This is a genomic window from Pseudomonas sp. MF06569, from assembly GCF_059862735.1.
In genome coordinates, this window is the sequence record NZ_JCBCUZ010000017.1 from 74,820 (window position 1) to 95,754 (window position 20,935).

Here is a 20,935-nt window from a genome sequence, read left to right on the forward strand (position 1 = left end):
CCAATCGGCGCGCCTGACAAAGTCCTAGTGTTTTTGTCAGGAAAGCCACACCCCATGTATCAAATTCTAGTGGCTGATTACAGGTTTTCGTAGCGGTTCATATCCAGCACACCGGCCTCTACCGGGTCGGTTTCGCTGATGTACTGGCCAATATCGTGAAAGTACTGCCAGAACTGTGGATGGCTACGGCGAATCCCCCAGCGCTCGACAATGGTGTCAAAGGTCTCTTGATCCTTGCATTGCTCCATCGCTTCAACAAAGGCCTCAACCTGCCCCGTCGGGATATTGAACATGAAGTTCGGGTAGCTGCTGAGCACCCCGGGGTAGATGGCCAGGGTGTCCAGCCCAGGCTCCAGCCGGTATTCCTCGCCCAGCATGAAGGCCACGTTGGTGTGCGCGCGATTGCGCAGCATGCTGTACATCTCGCGTTTGCCGTCACGTCCCTCGATCCGCAGCATGCTGGCTTCTGGCAATTGACTGATGACCGACAGCCCCGCCGCAGGGCGCGAGGTCAGACGGCTCAGTGCCTGCTCGGCGTATTTGAACTCTTGCGGGATGTCGGGGCGTGAACAGTAAGCACCGACGCAACGGTTGATCGGGTCGGGCCGTGCATTCAGGGTGCCGGCGCGTTCAATCAGCTTGAGCGCAAAGTCACGCTTGGGGTCGGCCGGATCGAGCTTCATGCCGCTCGGCGTGCCGGTGTCGATCTTCTGGTAGTCCATCCACATCTTCAGCTTGCCGCTGTTCTGATACCAGCTGCTCAAGATGCCCGAACGGGCGTCGGCCGGCATCAAGCGCAGGAAGTTGACCTCGGCGCCGTTGCGGATCAAGTCAAAGTACAAGCGTGTCTGGGCCTGATGGGAAACGTTGCCGAACACATCGAAGTTGACCGCCAACTGGTAGTAGGTGCGCTCCAGCAACGGGTAGTCGAACAGCCACAGGGTTTGCGGGATTTCGCCGATCAGGCCCTTGCTGACACTGGCGCTGTCGAAGTGACGGAAAACGGTCAACAAGGCGTTGTCGTTGCCTGCCCACAGGGTCGACCAGCTCGGTGGCGGCATGTCGGCATAGGCTTGCTGGCGCAACTTCTCATAGTCATTGCGCTTGTTGCGATAGCGGTGCCACAACGAAATAACACTGCCAACGTCGTCGATCTGGCCGGGCATTGCCAGCAACGGCGTCGCTTCGCCACGATAGGCGGCGTCGGTGACATAGCGGTCATGGGCAGGCTCCTGGAACACGGTCCAGAAGTTGTCGCGAATCACGTCAGTCGCAATCTGCCCACGGCACACCGGCCCACGAATAAAGGTGCGTACGAAATACTCGGCGTTGTCGAGCATGAACTGGTAACGCGCCACCGCCGGAATCGCTTCAAAGACTTCGAACGGGTTGGCCCGACCTCGAGGCCCGTAGCCCGGCAAGCTGGTGGCATGCCAGTCACCGCTGTAGAACAGCTCTTTGACCCGCGCCAGCTTGTGCTCGCCCATCGGATAGGTGATATGGGTTTTGTGCACGATCACGCCCTGAACGGGTATCAACCGATAGTAAAACGTGGTGCCGGGGTCGTCGTTCGGGCGGCGGGTAGCAATCAGGTCAACCGGCTGACCGCTTGGGGTGCGCGAACGCACCCACTGGAAGAAGTGCCCTGGCACGCCGTTGTCGAAGTAGGTATGGGCCAGAAACAAATGCTCGTACAACCAGCGCGCCACCAGGGCTTCGGTTGAACCTGGACGGTTGAGCAATTCTTCCCATTCGCTGATCTGTGCCGCTTCGACCGCAGTCGGCTTGATTGCGTGCTGGTCAACCTTCGCGCCCTGGGCCAGCCAGGTTTGTACGGTGTGGTATTGCTGGTTGGTCAATCCGGTCACGGCCAGCGGCATGCCTTCTTTTGGATGGCGTTGGGCGTAAGCGTCGAACTCCCCCGGCGCCGGACAGACGTTTTCGCGGTTGATGCCCAGGACAATTTCCTCGGGCAATTTGGCATTTGGGGTCAACGGGGTGCTGTGGCCCAGCTCCAGCATGCGCGCCATCAAGGACGCCTGCGCGCCCTGGGCATCGACTACCGGGTAGAACCCTTTAAGCCTCCACTCCTGCGGGCCATCGGCATCGAAGAAAATCCGCGTCGGGGCAACGGCATCGACACGATCTCCTTTATAGACCGGCACCTTGCTGGCACCGCGGGTCGCACCCTCCGCGCTGCCCAGGTTCAACTGGCAGGCTGCGTCGTTGCACGCGTGGCAGGCAACGCACTTTTCGGTGAGGATCGGCTGAATATCCCTGGTGTAGGAAATGACCGGACTAACCAACGGGGCCTGTGCCAACGCTGTACTGCACGCCACCAGCGTCACGGCGCTGGCGAGTAGGCGAAAAAACATGTGCCAGTGTCCTGATATCAAAAATATGTCGCGATTCTACCTGTCGCCGCCCTGCCACAACATGAATGAAATTCATGTAAATCAGCGAGCGCTCAAATCCCACGCAGGTTTGTTATGATTTCCCATCTTTTGCATGGCTCTAACAGGTAGTCCTATGTCTGACCGCAGCGCTCGTCTCCAAGCACTTCAGCAAGCCCTCAAAGAGCGCATTCTGATTCTCGATGGCGGCATGGGCACTATGATCCAAAGCTACCGCCTAGAGGAACACGACTATCGTGGCACACGCTTCGCCGACTGGCCGAGCGACGTCAAAGGCAACAACGACCTTTTGATCCTCAGCCGCCCCGATGTGATCGGAGCCATTGAAAAGGCGTATCTGGACTCTGGTGCCGACATTCTCGAAACCAACACGTTCAACGCCACCCAGGTTTCACAGGCCGACTACGGCATGCAGGCGCTGGCCTACGAACTAAACGTAGAAGGCGCACGCCTTGCGCGCAAGGTGGCCGACGCCAAGACCCTGGAGACCCCGGACAAACCACGCTTTGTTGCAGGCGTGCTCGGCCCTACCAGCCGTACCTGCTCGCTGTCGCCGGATGTCAACAACCCGGGTTATCGCAACGTCACCTTCGATGAACTGGTGGAGAACTACACCGAGGCCACCAGAGGCCTGATCGAAGGCGGCTGCGACCTGATCCTGATCGAGACCATTTTCGACACGCTCAATGCCAAAGCCGCGATTTTCGCCGTACAGGGCGTGTTCGAAGAGCTGGGAGTCGAGTTGCCGATCATGATTTCCGGCACCATCACCGACGCCTCTGGCCGTACCCTGTCGGGCCAGACCACCGAAGCGTTCTGGAACTCCGTGAGCCATGCCAAACCGATCTCGGTCGGTTTGAACTGCGCCCTGGGCGCCAGCGAGTTGCGTCCTTATCTCGAAGAGCTGTCGAACAAGGCCAGCACCTACGTCTCGGCTCACCCGAACGCGGGCCTGCCCAACGAGTTCGGCGAGTACGACGAACTGCCGAGCGAAACAGCCAAGGTCATTGAAGAGTTCGCTCAAAGCGGCTTCCTGAACATTGTCGGCGGTTGCTGCGGCACCACGCCGGGCCATATCCAGGCCATCGCCAATGCCGTGGCCGGTTACGCCCCGCGCCAGATTCCGGACATTCCCAAGGCCTGCCGCCTCTCCGGGCTGGAGCCGTTCACCATCGACCGCAGCTCGTTGTTCGTCAACGTCGGTGAACGTACCAACATCACAGGTTCCGCCCGCTTCGCCCGCCTGATCCGCGAAGACAACTACACCGAAGCCCTGGAAGTGGCGCTGCAACAGGTTGAGGCCGGTGCGCAGATCATCGACATCAACATGGACGAGGGCATGCTGGATTCGAAGAAGGCCATGGTGACCTTCCTCAACCTGATCGCTGGCGAGCCGGACATCTCTCGCGTACCGATCATGATCGATTCTTCCAAGTGGGAAGTGATCGAGGCGGGCCTCAAGTGCATCCAGGGCAAGGGCATCGTCAACTCGATCAGCATGAAAGAAGGCGTCGAGCAGTTCAAACATCACGCCAAACTGTGCAAGCGCTATGGCGCCGCCGTGGTGGTGATGGCCTTCGACGAAGCGGGCCAGGCCGACACCGAAGCCCGTAAAAAGGAAATCTGCAAACGTTCCTACGACATTCTGGTCAATGAAGTGGGCTTCCCGCCGGAAGACATCATCTTCGACCCGAACATCTTCGCCGTGGCCACTGGCATTGAAGAACACAACAACTACGCTGTGGACTTCATCAACGCGTGCGCCTATATCCGCGACGAGCTGCCCTATGCACTGACGTCGGGCGGCGTGTCCAACGTGTCGTTCTCGTTCCGTGGCAACAACCCGGTACGTGAAGCGATCCACTCGGTGTTTTTGCTGTACGCGATCCGTAATGGCCTGACCATGGGTATCGTCAACGCCGGCCAACTGGAGATCTACGACCAGATCCCGACTGAACTGCGCGACGCGGTAGAAGACGTGGTGCTCAACCGCACCCCCGATGCCACCGACAACCTGCTGGCCATTGCCGACAAGTACAAGGGCGATGGCAGCGTCAAGGAAGCCGAAACTGAAGAGTGGCGCAGCTGGGACGTGAACAAGCGTCTGGAGCACGCACTGGTCAAGGGCATCACCACCCATATCGTTGAAGACACTGAAGAGTCGCGCCTGTCCTTCAAGCGCCCGATCGAAGTGATCGAAGGCCCGTTGATGTCGGGCATGAACATCGTCGGCGACCTGTTTGGCGCGGGCAAGATGTTCCTGCCCCAGGTGGTTAAATCCGCCCGCGTGATGAAACAGGCCGTGGCGCATTTGATCCCGTTTATCGAGCTGGAAAAAGGCGACAAGCCGGAAGCCAAGGGCAAGATCCTGATGGCGACCGTGAAAGGTGACGTACACGATATCGGCAAGAACATCGTCGGCGTGGTGCTGGGCTGCAACGGCTACGACATCGTTGACCTTGGCGTGATGGTGCCCGCGGAGAAAATCCTTCAGGTGGCCAAGGAGCAGAAGTGCGACATCATCGGTCTCTCGGGACTGATCACGCCGTCACTGGACGAGATGGTGCATGTTGCCCGTGAAATGCAGCGCCAGAACTTCCATCTGCCCCTGATGATCGGCGGCGCCACGACGTCCAAGGCACACACCGCGGTCAAGATCGAACCCAAGTATCAGAACGATGCGGTGATCTATGTCACTGACGCCTCCCGCGCCGTGGGTGTGGCCACGCAGTTGCTGTCCAAAGAGCTGAAACCGGCCTTTGTCCAGAAGACCCGCGAAGAGTACGTTGAAGTGCGCGAGCGCACCGCCAACCGCAGCGCCCGCACCGAGCGCTTGAGCTACCCCGCCGCCATCGCCAAGAAACCACAGTTCGACTGGGCTGGCTACCAGCCGGTCAAGCCGACCTTTACCGGTGCCAAGGTGCTGGACAACATCGATCTCAAGGTCTTGGCCGAGTACATCGACTGGACGCCGTTCTTCATCTCCTGGGACCTGGCGGGCAAGTTCCCGCGCATTCTGACCGACGATGTGGTCGGCGAAGCGGCAACGGCACTATACGCCGACGCCCAGGAAATGCTTGCCAAGCTGATCGACGAAAAGCTGATCAGCGCCCGTGCTGTGTTCGGTTTCTGGCCGGCCAATCAGGTCAACGATGACGACCTGGAGCTGTACGGCGACGATGGCCAGCCATTGGCCAAACTCCATCACCTGCGCCAGCAGATCATCAAGACCGACGGCAAGCCGAACTTCTCCCTGGCCGACTTCGTCGCACCCAAAGACAGCGGCGTGACCGACTACGTGGGCGGCTTTATCACCACCGCCGGGATCGGCGCCGAAGAGGTGGCCAAGGCTTACCAGGACGCGGGCGACGATTACAACTCGATCATGGTCAAGGCCCTGGCCGACCGTCTGGCCGAAGCCTGCGCCGAGTGGCTGCACCAGCAGGTGCGGACAAACTACTGGGGCTACGCCAAGGATGAAAAGCTCGGCAATGAAGAGCTGATCAAGGAGCAATACAGCGGTATCCGCCCTGCCCCCGGCTACCCGGCGTGCCCGGATCACACCGAAAAAGGCACCTTGTTCCAGTTGCTCGACCCCGAAGCCGAAGAAATGCGCGCAGGCAAAAGCGGGGTGTTCCTCACCGAACACTACGCCATGTTCCCGGCGGCAGCGGTCAGTGGCTGGTACTTCGCTCACCCGCAAGCGCAATACTTTGCCGTAGGCAAGGTCGACAAGGACCAGATCGCCAGCTACACGGCACGCAAGGGTCAGGACCTGAGCGTGACCGAACGCTGGCTGGCACCCAACCTGGGCTATGACAACTGAGTCACCCGGCGACAGACAGCTCCCGCCGGGGCTGTCTGTCACATCGGCACACTCTCGCCGCGCTCACGCTGCGACAGGCGCATCAGTAACGCCCGTCGCTCGCTCGCCTTCTTATGCCCCATGGCTTCGATTTCGCGACTGTAGGCTTCGCCCAATTCCGGGTGAAGATCCTGCAGGGCTTCGGCCTCCAGCTCAAAGCGCTGCTCCAGCGCCGAGAAGTCCGCTTCGTAGGTGCGCTTCAGGTAGTTGACCCAGTAATCCTGGGCGATCAGTTGCTCCATATAGGCCGGACTGTCCTGGGCGGCAAGCACCCTGGTGAACGCCGTTTCGATATCGTCTGCAGTCACCTGCGCCGCGTTCCTGTACAGCATGTCCCTGGGCTGGCTGGGCAGGTCCAGGCGACCGGCCAGGCTGATGCGATAGGCCAGGCGAATTTCCGCAGGATCAATATCAGGATGCAGGCTGATGGCCGCAGCGGCTATTTCTTCCACTTGCCCCAAGCGGAACAGGCTGGTGGCCAGGCGCAGCAGCACCTTGCCTTCTTCGCCCGGCAGCACGGCATGCAGCGCATTGAACTCATGGACTTTCACTTCCAGATCGCTGAACAGCAGAATGCGTCCATCCCCGCAGGTCATGGGTGAATGGGCGATGACAAACACGTCGCGGCACAGGGCCGGATCGGAATCGGCCGCCTGTAAAACATCCCAGACCCGTCGCGTCAGATCAGCCTTGTCCTGAATAAAGTCGCGGGTGTACTTCAACTGCGCGAGCAAATGAAACAACCCTTCGCTGCCCTCCCGGGCACGCAGGTCGGCCCAGATGGCATGCTTTGGCGAAAGATCGGGCACAGTGTCAAACCAGCGTTCCTTTTGCAGATTCTCTGGCTCCGAGCCCGGGTGCACCAGATCCTCATCCGACACATCGGAGGAGCTGGCCGCTGTGTCCGTGTCCTCCAGCGCCAGCTCAATGTCCTCACGGGTAAAACCAAGGCTGTTGCCCGAAAACTCCATGTAGTCCCTCAGCGTGCTGTAACTGACGCTGGACAGCAGGTTATCGGACAGGTTGGTGTGGGCCATCAGCCCGTCGTTATTGCCTTCGAACAGCTCCGAGGGGATGTAGTCAATGTGGTTATTGCTCAGGTCCAGGGCGCCAAGGGCTGGGCTGGTGAGCGCACACACAGGCCAGCGCTCCAGGTTATTGCCGCGCAAATTGAGGGTTTGCAGTTGGTTCAGGCCGGTAAGGTCAAAACTGTCGAGGCCGTTATAACTCAGGTCCAGCCACTGCAAATGGGCCAGCGATTGCAATTGGCGCTGCAGGTGCTCGCCGCTTTCAAGCAGGTTGTAGGAAGCCTCAAGGCGGGTCAGGTTGTCCAGTGAACCCAGTGCTTCGGGCAAGCGGGTCAGCCTGTTGTTGTTAAGCCGCAAGGTATTCAAGGCCGGGAACTCACTGATAAACCCGGAACTGCCGTGTGCACCAAGCCTTACGCCACTGAGGTCAAGGGTGGTGACATGATCCAGCGAGGCATTCAACGGTGCGATATCACCCAGGCACAGATCCGAGAAATCCAGGCTATGGATATTGCCCACGTCATCCGTGGCAGAAGCACCCCGCACATGACGCCACGCATGCAGCACCCTGTCAGCCGCCCGCCTGCGGTCGATCGCACTCACCCAGCGCCCTCCCTCTCGACGACCAGGGACATCAATCCAGGTGTTGAGACGCTGGATCAGCCCATCGTACTGATGATTCCACTGTGCCAGCCGAGCCTCGATGTCCAGCGCACCCAGCCCTTGGGTTCGCCATTGCTCGATGCACGCGATGGCGTCCGCAAGCCCCATGTCAGGATGGATCCTGAGCAGCAAGGCACCAGGATCGGTCAGCGGCTGATCAGGGTCGAGCGCCGGAGCGGCCACGAGCAACAGATCCGGGTTGTCGGATACGTCCTCGGGAAAAAACTCGGGCGTGCCACCGGTTTTGCCTGATGCCAGCAAAAAGGGGCTGATATCCCCGGCGCTCTCGCGCCCGGTACGGCGTGCATAGGCCAGCAAATCGGCACAGCTGGCAGGGGTTAACCGGCATCCGCGCAGGTGTGTGCCGAGCATCAATTGATCATGCCCCTGCAATGCCGCTCGAGGGACTTCGCTGATGGCGCTGCGGTTCAGGTTCAATTGGCGCAACAGCGGTAACTGCAACGCCCCCGTGGGCCACAACCTGATCCCCGAGTCACTGAGGTCAAGTGACTCGAGCCGGGTCAGGGTACTGACGTCCAGGGCTATGATGCGATTGCCCTGCAAGTTCAGTTTCTGCAACTCGGTCAAATGGTTCAGCCGGCCCTGCATCGTGGGGCTGAGCGTCAATTCGTTAAACGCCAGGTTGAGGTCAGTGATCTGCCTCAGTTCACCGAGGGCCGCGGGCAATGAGGTCAGATTGCTGCGGCTCAGGGTCAAGGTCTTGACGTGGGTGAACACGCCCAGAAAGCGGTCCAGCTCATCGTGGGGAACTCTCAGGTTACTCATGTCCAGACTATGCACATGACCAAAACCGTTCGCGGGCAGTGCTGGCAAGTCATGCACCCCGCCTCCCGACAGATCAAGAGAACCGCTTCTTGAAGCCTGCCGCCACGAGGGGCCCGGGCTGGCTTCTTGTACCTCCAGACGGGCAGCAACACCCTGGCTCCAGCACTGCTGAAGCCTGTCGGCCACTTGCCTGCGAAAAAACATGTCGGCGGTGGGTGGCTGCTTGTCTATCCACCGGTCTATCGCCACAGTGAGTGCATCCTGCTCTGCATGCAGCGCATTCACTCGCACCAGCAGGTCAGGCAACGCCTGGTACCGGCCTGCGTATTGAGTCAGCACCGTGTCGCGAAAATGCACATCCTGGGGTACAAAACGCTTGATACATCCCCGGCAGTAATCCGCTATCCACTGCTGCGCATCCATCGGATGCGCCGGGTTGTCACGCACGTACTCGTAGGCCCTCATCACCGTCGCCGGGTCAATGCCAGACCAGTTCAGGTGCATACCCCGCCAGAGCCGCAAATGCCCGGAAAATAAAGGCTCAGGCAAGGTCTTGAGGGTGGTGCCTGACAGATCAAGGGTTTCGAGATGCTCAAGGTCGAGCAGGCCGCCGGGCCAGTGTCCGAGGTTCCCGTGTACCCGCAATGCCCTCAACCCGGGCCAGCCACTGACGTCCAGGGTATCCAGCGCCCCCACCAGGGACAGGCGCTCGATCTGGGTGACAGCGCGCAGTTGTTCGATAAAGGCCCGGGAGAAACCCTGCCATCGGGCCTCAAGGGAAAGATCCGTGATCCAGGACAGTTGCGCCAAGCCTTGGGGCACCGCCAACAGTTCTGCATGCTCAACATTCACCTCAAGGCGCTGCACGCCGGGAAAACGCCGCACAAAGCCCATGCCGGGCTCACTCATCAGCAAGTCGGCATCCAGCTTCAGCGTCCTGACATGGGAGAAATCGGCTTGCAGTGCCGGCAGGCCAGTGATCCAGTCCAGGTCGAATTCCAGATTGAGGTAAGACGAAGGCTCACCGTTGCGGTAGAGCCCCTCGCGCCAACACGCGACCAGGCGGTCGCTGACGTGCTGGCGCATGGCCTGATGGAGCGGCTCTCTGGCAGCAACCTTCCATTGCTGCAGTGTCTGGCGCAACCCGTCCAGTTCGCGCTGCCGGGTCATGAGAAAGTGATATACCTGCTGATCTGACTGACCTTCTCGCAGGCGGTTACTGACATAGCTGATCACCTCCTCATCGGTCATGTTCGGATAAACCTCGCGCATGCGGGCAATCAGCGACGCTGACACCTCCCCCGCTTGAGCCCTGCCCGACAGGGGGTAGCCGATCCGGCTGTTGATTTTTTGCAGCCGGGGCCTGGACCTCGGGACGTGGAGATTCAGACAGCGGGCCATTTCATCGCGGTGCGCGGTCCCATAGTCCCCCAGTGCTCGTTGCAGTTCGGCGCCCTGAGTCGCCAGGGGTATGGTCGACAAATGCTCCCGGCAATACAGGGCCAGCCGGGCCGTGTCCCGTGTCGCCTGAGCCGGTAAGTACAGGCCCGCCAATGCCCGGTTAAGACGGCTTTGCTGGGCCAGGGTGCGCGCCAGATCGTCCATTGCCGGTGGCACCTGACGGGTCTCGCCCATACGGGCCAACTCGCGATACCCGGTCTGTTCCAGCAGTTCCTGGGCCACCCGCTCGGAAAGCATGGGATAGCGACGGCGCAGCCAGTCGACATCCGGATTGTGCTGCTTGCCCGGGCCGCCCATTTGGGCCCCGCCGGCAAACTGCTCCAGGGTGTCCATCAACATGGCCGGGACAGGCAGGCCATCGACATGGATCTTGCGCAGCGCATCGTCACTGATGCCGCATACATCGCCAATCTGGCCTAGGGTCCGGTCATCAAACCTGTCAGTCTCGTGCCCCAGCCGACGCAGCAAAGTTTCGCGCGACCACTGCAAGGGCCGCTCATGATGGTGCCGCCAAGCACCGCCATGGTTATGTTCGAGCAACGGTTGATAGGCCGCGTTGTCCGCCGGGTGCTTGACCCGCCAGGCATTGAGCGCCGGGTCGAACACCTGCTCATAGAAGTACCGGTCGATCTGCACATAGGTCTTGCCATCGACCCGATACTGGCCCAACGCATTGGGCCTGACGTGTGGCTGAAACAACGGATCACATCGATAAGGCACAAGGTCCGGATTCCACAGCCTGGCCTCACCCCCGGGCAGGACGATTTGCGTGAGATGGTCGACCCACTTCGCCAGGCTACCGTCTGCCACCTTGCCGAACGCATAACCGCCGCCGCTCATGGTCGCGGCCAGCGCCACGTTGATGGCCACTGCCTGCAGGCTCGCCCAGGCACCGTCAACATCGCCAGCTGTCCAGGCTTCGACGCCGTGATAGACCTGCGCGCCCATTTGCAACGCCATGACCGCCATCATCACCTCGCCTGCGCCGGGGATAAAAAACGCGGCCACATTCACTGCATCCATCCCCAGGCCCAGCCAGTAATCCAGACGCTCTTGCAGCAGCTTGCTGTCGGCATCGGCGGTTGGCACCGCGAGCTTGCGCGCATTGGCTTTCAACCGTTCCAGGTGCAGGCTGTACAGCCCGTTAAACAACTGGCCGGGGGGCGTATCCAGGTAGACCTGGCCAAGCTTGAGGTCGACTTCATCCACATAGACCGCAGGCTCAATCCCCTTGGGGTCAGCCGCGCGCTTGTACAGCTGGTGGTTGAGCCGCGAGAGAAATGCCTGGGCCTCGCCCTGGGGCATCAGGTTGGCAAACAACCGCTGATACTGCGGTGTGCGCAGGTTCAGGCCCAGCTCATACTGGAAGGCTTCCAGGGACGGGTATTGCTTGAGTGGCGCCACCGGATCACCGGGGATATAGACCACCAGGGGTTCCATATCGGTTTTTTTCATCACCGGCACCTGGAACCCAAAGCCGCTGTCCTGCCACTCGGTCACCGGTAGAGTTGAGCGCCAGGGACCGATCAGCAACACCTCGGCCACGGTCAATCCATACAACTGCAATTGACTGAAGACCACCGGCTTGCCATTTAGCCTGGGCTGCGGGTCGTCTTCGAGCACGCCGCGCAACATGTCATAGGCCGTTGCTGACACCTGCTTTTGCATCAAAGCGGTATGCAAGCGCACAGCCAGCAGCTCTTTTTGTGCGCGGATCATCTGGCGCCGCACCAAAGGTGCCCGACCAGGGGCATCAAACACCGCGCCCAGATGCGCCTGATACTGCTGCCCCAGATCCAGGGCCCGGCAGATCTGCGAGAACACCTGGGGGGACATGTCCAGTTTTTCCCGATAGCTGAAGCCAGGCACGGGCTTGAGATTGTCCAGCGCCTCCTCAAACAGGCTGACCACAGGCCCGGTACCGTGCAGTAACCCGTCAGCGACCGTGGCATAGATGTCCGGGGGTTGCGCCGCATTCGTCATGCCCAGGGGCAAAGCCCCTGCCGGGGCCAGTGCACTGACCTGCCCTTTGACCACCAGGGAAAACGCCTCATTGCCTTCAAAGTTCATCAACGCGGCTTGCAACAGGCTTTGATGTTGCACCGGCTGATTGCGTCGCAGATAAAACAGCCGGTTCCTGTTGATATCCATCCCCTGGCTGGAGGCACTGTGACTGTGCAGCGCCTCCTTGAGCCTGGGCTCGGCAAACTGGGTGATGCCTTGCAGGTCCTTGAGGGTTTTGGCCAATTCGACATAGGCCCGTTGGCTGCGGTCCTGACTGACCATCAGCGCCTGGCGCAACCAGGACGGTGCATTCGTGAACCAGGGCGGTGGCTCGACCGCAGACACCTGGCCCTTCCACAAACCCGGTTCAAGACGCTTGATATCGGCCACATGGCTGTGTTTGATCCAGCCCGGCAGCTGGCGTTTGATAAAAGCCGCGTGCGGCCCCAGCCCATTGCGTATGTATAGATTGTCCATAGTGGGAACTTCCAGAGACTCGTTTGAATGAGCCTCACTACTACGAAAGTTCCAAATCGGCGGGTGGTAGTCCGTTAGCGCACCGGGAAATACCCGCTCCCAGCCCCAGGTCTTGGCTACGCTGTATCGAGCGGGTGCGAACAACAGAGGAGAGGCAAATGGACGATCCTGCGGACAACAAGCCACCGACCTTCTGGCAAATGCTGCACAGCGTGATGGCCGCTGCGTTTGGCGTACAGAGCGGAAAAAACCGGACCCGGGATTTCACCCACGGCAAACCCGCCCATTTTTTGCTGTTGGGCCTGTTATTTACCGCGGTGTTTGCCTTGATCCTGTTCGGGATCGTCAAGCTGGTGCTGCATCTGGCGGGGGTATAACGAACCCGGACTTCATCACCCATCCCGCGTGTAGTCGCTGACGAGTGGAACGAGGCTGCGATAGATCGCGAAGCGGTCGTAAAGCCGGTACACGCGGCTTGCCTGATTAACCGTGGAAGCTGATTTACGACGGCTGCGTCGGGGTGCCGCATCACGCCGATCGCAGCCTCGCACGGCTCGTCAGCGACTACAGGGCGGCTACTGATGACTCACCCAAAACACCGCCGTGGCAACCACCAGAATGATCAGGAAAAAAATAGCCCACGCATCAACCTTGCTGTCGTTTTTGCGCGCTTTCACGGGAGTACTCATCGCATCGCCTCTTTTCGGTTTTATGGGTGATTGCTTGAAGACTTCTGCTCAGTTAAGTCCAGCAATGCCCCGACCACAAGTAAGGGATTGAGAATCAACCTCTTATAGTCGTTTTGGTTCTTTGCATATGCTTAAACATCACTTTTGCGCATAACTACAAACTGGTATCGTGCCCCGCTCCGTGGGGAGTGCGCGGCCGTGCGCGCAGATAAGCTGTTAGCAGCCTGAGAACAGGACCTATATGTACGTATATGACGAGTACGATCAGCGGATCATCGAGGACCGCGTAAAGCAGTTCCGGGATCAGACCCGACGCTATCTGGCAGGTGAGCTGAGCGAAGAAGAGTTCCGCCCCCTGCGCCTGCAAAATGGCCTTTATGTTCAACGTTTTGCCCCGATGCTGCGAGTTGCGGTGCCGTATGGTCAACTGACTTCGCGCCAGGCGCGAATGATGGCCAAAATCGCTCGCGACTATGACAAGGGCTATGCCCACATCAGTACCCGCCAGAACGTGCAGTTCAACTGGCCCGCGCTGGAAGATATTCCGGACATTCTGGAAGAGCTGGCAACCGTGCAGATGCACGCCATTCAGACCAGCGGTAACTGCCTGCGCAACGTCACCACCGACCAGTTCGCCGGTGTCGCTGCCGATGAACTGATCGATTCGCGCCCTTGGTGCGAAATCGTGCGTCAGTGGACGACCTTCCACCCGGAATTCGCCTACCTGCCACGCAAATTCAAAATTGCAATCAACGGCTCGACATCCGACCGTGCTGCAATCGAAGTCCATGACATTGGTCTTGAGCCCGTATTCAACGAAGCCGGCGATCTGGGCTTTCGCGTACTCGTGGGTGGCGGCCTGGGCCGTACGCCGGTCATCGGCGCGTTCATCAACGAGTTCTTGCCGTGGCAAGACCTGCTGAGCTACCTCGAAGCCATCCTGCGGGTTTACAACCGCTATGGCCGTCGTGACAACAAGTACAAGGCGCGGATCAAGATTCTGGTCAAGGCCCTGACGCCTGAAGTGTTTGCAGAGCGCGTTGAAGCCGAAATGGTTCACCTGCGCGGTGGCTCGAATACCCTGACCGAAGCTGAAGTACAGCGTATCGCCAAGCACTTCGTGGACCCGGACTACAAAGCCCTGCCTGACTTCGGCGCTGAACTGGCCGAACTCGACAAGCAGCACCCGGGCTTCGCCCGTTGGCGTACCCGCAATACCCTGGCCCATAAAAAGCCGGGTTATGTCGCTGTTACCCTGTCGCTGAAGCCTACCGGCGTCGCACCGGGCGATGTGACCGACAAACAGTGGGACGCAATCGCCGACATGGCCGACCGCTTCAGCTTTGGCCAGCTGCGCACCTCCCACGAACAGAACATCATTCTTGCCGATGTGGAAGAGAACCAGTTGTTCACCATGTGGGGCGAGTTGCGCGAAAATGGCTTTGCCACGCCGAACATTGGCTTGCTGACCGACATGATCTGCTGCCCGGGCGGCGATTTCTGCTCCCTGGCCAACGCCAAGTCGATCCCGATCGCCGAATCGATCCAGCGTCGTTTCGAAGACCTGGACTACCTGTTCGACATCGGCGAGCTGGACCTGAACATCTCCGGTTGCATGAACGCCTGTGGTCACCACCACGTCGGTCACATCGGGATTCTGGGTGTCGACAAGAAAGGCGCCGAGTTCTATCAGGTGTCCCTGGGTGGCAGCGCCAGCCGTGACGCAAGTCTGGGCAAAATCCTCGGTCCTTCGTTCGCACAAGACGCCATGCCGGATGTGATTGAAAAGCTGATCGACGTCTATGTTGAAAAACGTACCGAAGACGAGCGCTTCATCGACACCTATCAACGTATCGGCATTGACCCTTTCAAGGAGCGCGTCTATGCAGCGAATCATTAAGAACAATCAGGTCATCGACGAAACCTGGCACTTGCTGCCCAAGGAAACCACCTTTGACGAAATCTCCAACTGCGACGATCTCATCGTCCCGTTGGTGATGTGGCGCGAGCACGGCCATGCACTCAAGGCCCGTGATGGCGGCCTGGGTGTGTGGCTGGACAGCGATGAAGAAGCCGAGGAACTGGGCGAAGACGTGGCGCATTTTCAGGTCATTGCCCTGAACTTCCCGGCCTTCACCGATGGTCGCAGCTACTCCAATGCCCGCTTGCTGCGTGACCGTTATGGTTACAAAGGCGAATTGCGCGCCATTGGCGATGTGCTGCGCGACCAGTTGTTCTATCTGCATCGCTGCGGTTTTGACGCGTTCGCCATTCGCGCCGATAAAGACCCGTACGAAGCACTGGAAGGCTTGAAGGATTTTTCGGTGACCTACCAGTCGTCGAGCGACGAGCCGATGCCGCTGTTCCGCCGTCGTTAAGTGTGTGGCTGGCCTTGGGTTCACCCAAGGCCAGCCCATCTTCAAGGTTTATTCAGGCGCCGCGCCAGGCTAAACCTGCATAAACGGATGTTCTGCTATTTCTTCCCGGGTCAATCGGCTGATGATGACCTCTCTCGCTTGGCGACGACTTTCCCCTACCTCCCCTGTTTGCTCAACATAGTCCTGACTGGACATGCTCTCGCGCCCGACATATAGCGACTGCATGCGCTCATGCAATGGAGAATCCGCTGACTGAAACACCGCAGGGTACTTCTTCTCCAGAAACGCTTCCCAGAACGCCTGTTTTTCAATGAAGGCAATCCGCTTGGCCAGCGTGTCCTCACTCAACACATAGTATTTTGCAGCCTCCAGTTCCTCCGGGGTTACGTTGGCCAACCGTTCAAAGATCATGCTCCTGGGCCGTGCGGGCAAACCAAGTTCCTCGGCTAACCTGACCTGATAAAACATCTGTACTTCCAACGGTTCGATCCGTTCGAGCCGAAGCTGCAAGTCAACAGGGCTGAGCCTCTGCGCCAACTGCATGGCTTGCGGCGTTGCCAGCCGATAAGCAATACCTTGCTGCTCCTGCGGGGTCATGTCCGCCAGGGGCTGATCCAGCTCAACCGTACCCGCAGCATCAACCAGGCGCTGCAACTGCTGGACGTAATTTCGCTGATCGGTATGGACCTGGGCAATTCGCGATTCAATGACCCCTTGCACATGGGTGTCCAGCAACTCGATGCGAAACAGCCCATAACTCAGTCGCAGGAGTTTTTCTTCGGCATTGGCTGCGCCTTGAGCCGTCATGATCTGGTGTCGAAGTTCCAGGTCCGCAAAGATCATCGGAATGCCATCGGCACAGGTATTCGGATTGGCCGATACGTCAAATAACTGCTCTCGCAACTCACTGTTGCCGTGCATTCCGTCAAGCATGCTCCAAACGCGCGTCGTTAAATTTTCACGCCCGCGCAAATACTGGGATGACGCGCTGAGGTCCTCCAGGACGCGGAAAAAATCAGTCGAGCGACCAATGCCTCTCAGATCACTCCAGACGCCAAGTTGTTCGGCCGTAGGCTCTGGCGCCCAATGAAAAATCCCGCGTACGGGTTCGACATGTTGACGACGTGGCCTGATGCCAAAGGTGATGCCGTGCTCGCGCCAGTAATTTTCCAGGCGGCGCAAAGAGTCCGCACTCAACGGGTTGTCATGCAAGAACGTGACTCGATTAACCGCAGCCCTGCCGGCAGTCAGCACCTCTGGCGGTATGCGACTGATGCTGTTGTCACGCAGATCAAGGGTTTGCAGGCGCCTGAGTGACAGCACACCCTCAGGCCAGGTTTGCAGGCCGGTATAGCGCAGCTTGAGTTGTTCAAGATCCACCATGCGCTGAACAGAGATGCGCCTGCCCAGAGGGTTGCCCACCAGATCAAGGGATTTGAGCCTGGTCAGCCCCGACAGCAGGGTGGCTGCACTCTCGTTTAACACAATCTGATTGCCACGCAGATTCAGTTCGAGCAGTTCAGGCATGCTGGAAAGCGCCGCAGGCAGTTCGGCAAGCTGGCTGTTGACCAGGGACACTATTCGCAGATGAGGGAACTGCTCCAGAAACCTGTCGGGGAATTGACCGTTTGGCGAGTTGTGCAAGCGCAATGAGCTGACATGGCTGAAATCCGCCGACAGATCCGGCAGGCAATCAACCGGCCATGCATTGAGATCCAGGACATACCCGCTGTGCCCTTCCAGATGCACACTCTCGCCCAGCCTGCGCCAGGTGCGAATCAGGGTCTGGCTGATCCCGCGCTTGACCTGGGCCGATACCTGCACCCGCGGCCCCACCGTCGGCTGGCTCCACACCGTGCTGCCCACCCAATGGTCAAGATCGTTGCGCAGTGTCTGCAACTGCGCCTTGAGCTGGGTCAGGGCCTGGGCAGCCAATTGCGGACTAAGCCTCAATCGGTACAAAAACTGCCCCACCTGTGCCTCGCTCATGGTCGGGAACAGTTCTCTGGCCAGGTCCTTGAGCTGCCTGGGGCTTTGCTCTTCCAGCAAGCGTCCCGAGCGCCCGCCCAGGGTGTATCCCACACGGCCATCAGCCAGGCGCAACGGAGATCTGAACCAGGGTTTAATGGGTTGCATACCCATCAACTGGGCACTGCGCGCCCGATTGCGTGCCGCCGCGTCGGCAATCTTGCGACCAAGCACTGCCCCGGCATCGACCACGGGAAGGCCCAGTACGCTGCGCTCCGCAGGCGTCAGCGTATAAGCCACACAGTTCAACAGATCGGCACTGCGATAAGCCCTTCTCTGAACAGTTCCAGAAATCTCGTACTCGCCATCACCCTTGAGAAACTCCCGGGTATTCGTGGCCGTGGCATTGCCCACGGAGTGCAGCACTTCACCGGTACGCTTGTCACGAATCACAAGGCGCAAATACGCGGGCCAGCCCGGAAAATCCGCCAGGGCCAACAAGGCCAGCGAGTTGCTGTCGGCGTTGCGCAAGGCTTCAAAGTAGAGCCCCTCTATCGAGCGATTCAAGCGCACAACCTGGGCGTAACGGCGCGCCTCCTCCAGAACATGCAGCTGCAGACGTTCGCCACTGCCGAGGGCATCAAGTTCTTCAGGGGACAAGTGGCTGATCAACTCTTCCAGCACGGGCACCGGCAAGCCGGGAAACTGTCTTCTAAGCCTGTGTGCCAGCCTTGGCACAACCTCGCCACCGCTGTACAGCCGCGAGAGCAGCTCGGCTTTGCTCACCTGGGCAAGCTCACCCAACATGCGCGAAAGAGCTTGAACCTGCGCCTCCAGCCCCCTGACAGGCTGCCCCAGCAATCTGTCGACTTGACGGGATGACAGGCATTCCAGGGTCACTTTCAACAGATCGCCGTTCCTGACCTGGCTTTCAGCAATTTGCAGTCGCGGATGGGTTTCCACCCGATCAGGGCCATATTCCTCCAGCACCACCCCCTCCCTGTCGACCAGGCGCAGCACTCGATCCGCAGGCCAACCCGGCAATCGGGTCAGCAGTTGCAGTTGCAACGACGCATTGTCTACGGAGCGATTGATGCCCTGTTTCATCTGCTCGATAAAACTCTCGATCATTTCACTTAACCGTACGCGCTTGATGCTGTCCGCCAGCATGGCCGGTGGCGGCAGGTGATCCATGTACAGCTTGCGCAGCAGCCCCTCACCGGTATTGGTCACCTTCAAAATCAGCTCGGCCGTTGCCTGTGACACCCCTTTCACCTCAGGACCGAGGCGGCTGAACAACTGCGCACGCGACCATTGCATGGGGGTCTCCAGTTCATGCACCCATGCCCCGCAACCGTTATGTTCGAGCCGGGGCGTATAGGCCCCGGCGTCCGTGGGATGCTGGATAAAGCCCTGCCGCGCGCCGGCAACCGGCATCACCCGGAACACACGACCTTCAAGCTGGATAAATTGCCTGCCGCCCACGCTGTGCAGCCCTTGCGCATCGGGGACGACTCCGGTCAACGAGACGTCCTTGAACACATAGGGCTCAAGGTCCGGGCGCCACAAACGCAACTGGCCTGTGACCGTGCGCACAGGCACCAGCGCATCCACCACGGGCAATGGACGCAATGTGGATGCAGCCCCGGCAGAACCGGCCGCCAGGGCAACGTTTTGTGCGATATCGAACAAGTGCTCCAGGGCCGCGACGCGATCATTGCGTTGCCAGGCCTTGATCCCGTCATACACATCGACACCCAGCTGAATCACACTGGTTACCAGCAAAATCTCACCCAGAACAGGCACAAACCCCAGCGCCAATGTGAGCAGGCTGAGCCCGGTATTCAGAAAGGTTGCCTGACGTTCCAGGCGGGTCTTGGAATCTTCGTCTTCAGTGGGCACGACCAGCAATCTGGCATCGTCCTTGATTTTCGCCAGTTGCAAACGCCAGGCCACGACACAGGGGGCTTCTGTCTGGGGCAGATGCACGCTCTCGGACATCAGGGCCGGCTCATTGATAATGGGCGGGCGGCGCAGCAACAGCGAATCCCAGGTCACATGCTTCATGTCCGTACGCCGCATGAACTCGGCGCGGTGACGCAGCGGCACCCGTTCAAAGAAGTAACGAGCAAACACCTGGCCCTTCAACCACTCGCGCAATGTCGCCTTGAGCATTTCAAAAGATTCAAATGCGTGAAAATCCCGATCAGGACTGTTCGGCAGATAAAGTACGCACGCCTGTACTTGCTGCACGGGCTGTTGCTCGGGCCAAAAGACCATCACCCCCGGCACTTCAAAGCCCATGATCTGCAACGTGCTATGGCCAGGCAGCATGCCCGCCAATCGATTCCCGGGGGCCGACAACAGATTGAGCACAAAAGCGTAATGCGCCGTCATGACCTCCCTCTTCATATGCGCCATGTGCAGGGCCGACAAGACTTCGCAGCGTATGTTCCGGCTGAACAACCGATTTAATTTGGAAACTCTGGAATTGACATTCTCCGGCGCCAAGTTGCCATCGACCGGTTCAAACACATCAGCCAAATGCCTCTGGTACTGCATACCCAGGTTCAAGTCGCGGCATATAAGTGCAAAGTGTTGCGGCTTCAGGGTCGCGTGTTCAACCTGCCTTCGGCCAACAACTTCATAAATACAACTATCCGAATCAAAGCCGTCACTGCGGGTTTCTGGAACTTCAAAGTTCTGCAACGCCGCTTGCAAAAAACTGTGGTCAGTGGTGCTGGCTACCAGATCAAGCTCCAGTGACTCGGGGTGCAGGATATCGGGCAAGGTTAACCTGATCAGCGTGTCCACCAGCTTGACTTGCTGACGGGCAAAGAACAGCGTCAGGTTACTCAACAGACGAACATGCTTGATCCCGTAGGCTCTGGGGTTCACCTGGCCCCAGCCGCGACCCGCCAGCGCGGCCTTGAGCAGCGGTTCAGCAAACTGTTCGATGGGTTGCAACCCGGCCAGGACAGCGCCTACCGCGCGCTGGGCCTCCTGGCCCTGGATAAAGCTGTTGCGCAATGCCTCACGCAAGCCGGGGTCTGCCTGAATAAACCAGGGCGCCAACAAGGCAGCTATATAATCACCATGTTGATTATCGGCCCGCGTATTGGCCAGTTGGCTGGCGCGTTCAATAACGGAGTGTTCTGTCTGTGATGCACTAGTGTGTGTCATGGCTCAAGCTCGGCATAGG

At 59.2% G+C, this 20,935-nt stretch carries 7 protein-coding genes; 4 read left to right on the forward strand and 3 right to left on the reverse strand.

The window, feature by feature from the left end:
* Positions 1 to 77: 77 nt before the first annotated feature.
* Positions 78 to 2,375, reverse strand: coding sequence for a fatty acid cis/trans isomerase (locus tag AC19YQ_RS16180; protein ID WP_133076874.1), 2,298 nt, complete (start codon positions 2,373 to 2,375; stop codon positions 78 to 80).
* Positions 2,376 to 2,529: 154 nt separating this feature from the next.
* Between AC19YQ_RS16180 and metH the strand changes: the two genes are divergently transcribed.
* Entirely contained in the window at positions 2,530 to 6,240 is a 3,711-nt protein-coding gene (gene metH, locus AC19YQ_RS16185) for a methionine synthase (RefSeq protein ID WP_326397957.1), read from the forward strand.
* 38 nt (positions 6,241 to 6,278) lie between these two features.
* Here metH and AC19YQ_RS16190 read toward each other — a convergent pair whose 3' ends face one another.
* A complete protein-coding gene (locus tag AC19YQ_RS16190) occupies positions 6,279 to 12,698 on the reverse strand; it encodes an NEL-type E3 ubiquitin ligase domain-containing protein (protein WP_500595489.1) in 6,420 nt (2,139 codons plus the stop codon).
* A 158-nt stretch (positions 12,699 to 12,856) separates the two neighbouring features.
* Between AC19YQ_RS16190 and AC19YQ_RS16195 the strand changes: the two genes are divergently transcribed.
* From AC19YQ_RS16195 to AC19YQ_RS16205, 3 genes are all read left to right on the forward strand, one after another.
* Positions 12,857 to 13,075, forward strand: a complete 219-nt coding sequence (locus AC19YQ_RS16195; RefSeq protein ID WP_133076877.1) for a DUF2970 domain-containing protein — start codon at positions 12,857 to 12,859, stop codon at positions 13,073 to 13,075.
* A 553-nt stretch (positions 13,076 to 13,628) separates the two neighbouring features.
* Positions 13,629 to 15,287, forward strand: a complete 1,659-nt coding sequence (locus AC19YQ_RS16200) for a nitrite/sulfite reductase (protein ID WP_133076878.1) — start codon at positions 13,629 to 13,631, stop codon at positions 15,285 to 15,287.
* On the forward strand, positions 15,271 to 15,765 hold the full coding sequence (locus AC19YQ_RS16205) for a DUF934 domain-containing protein (protein WP_133076879.1): 495 nt from the start codon (positions 15,271 to 15,273) through the stop codon (positions 15,763 to 15,765). The genes AC19YQ_RS16200 and AC19YQ_RS16205 overlap by 17 nt, the downstream gene beginning before the upstream one ends.
* Before the next feature lie 69 nt (positions 15,766 to 15,834).
* On the opposite strand, the gene AC19YQ_RS16210 is transcribed toward AC19YQ_RS16205, so the two are convergent.
* Positions 15,835 to 20,916, reverse strand: a complete 5,082-nt coding sequence (locus tag AC19YQ_RS16210; protein WP_500595490.1) for an NEL-type E3 ubiquitin ligase domain-containing protein — start codon at positions 20,914 to 20,916, stop codon at positions 15,835 to 15,837.
* Between the last annotated feature and the right edge of the window lie 19 nt (positions 20,917 to 20,935).

Coding starts and splice junctions, on each gene's coding strand:
- AC19YQ_RS16190 (WP_500595489.1), bottom strand. CDS start 12,698: ATGGACAATCTATACATACGCAATGGGCTGGGGCCGCACGCGGCTTTT.
- AC19YQ_RS16210 (WP_500595490.1), bottom strand. CDS start 20,916: ATGACACACACTAGTGCATCACAGACAGAACACTCCGTTATTGAACGC.
- AC19YQ_RS16180 (WP_133076874.1), bottom strand. CDS start 2,375: ATGTTTTTTCGCCTACTCGCCAGCGCCGTGACGCTGGTGGCGTGCAGT.
- AC19YQ_RS16200 (WP_133076878.1), top strand. CDS start 13,629: ATGTACGTATATGACGAGTACGATCAGCGGATCATCGAGGACCGCGTA.
- AC19YQ_RS16195 (WP_133076877.1), top strand. CDS start 12,857: ATGGACGATCCTGCGGACAACAAGCCACCGACCTTCTGGCAAATGCTG.
- AC19YQ_RS16205 (WP_133076879.1), top strand. CDS start 15,271: ATGCAGCGAATCATTAAGAACAATCAGGTCATCGACGAAACCTGGCAC.
- metH (WP_326397957.1), top strand. CDS start 2,530: ATGTCTGACCGCAGCGCTCGTCTCCAAGCACTTCAGCAAGCCCTCAAA.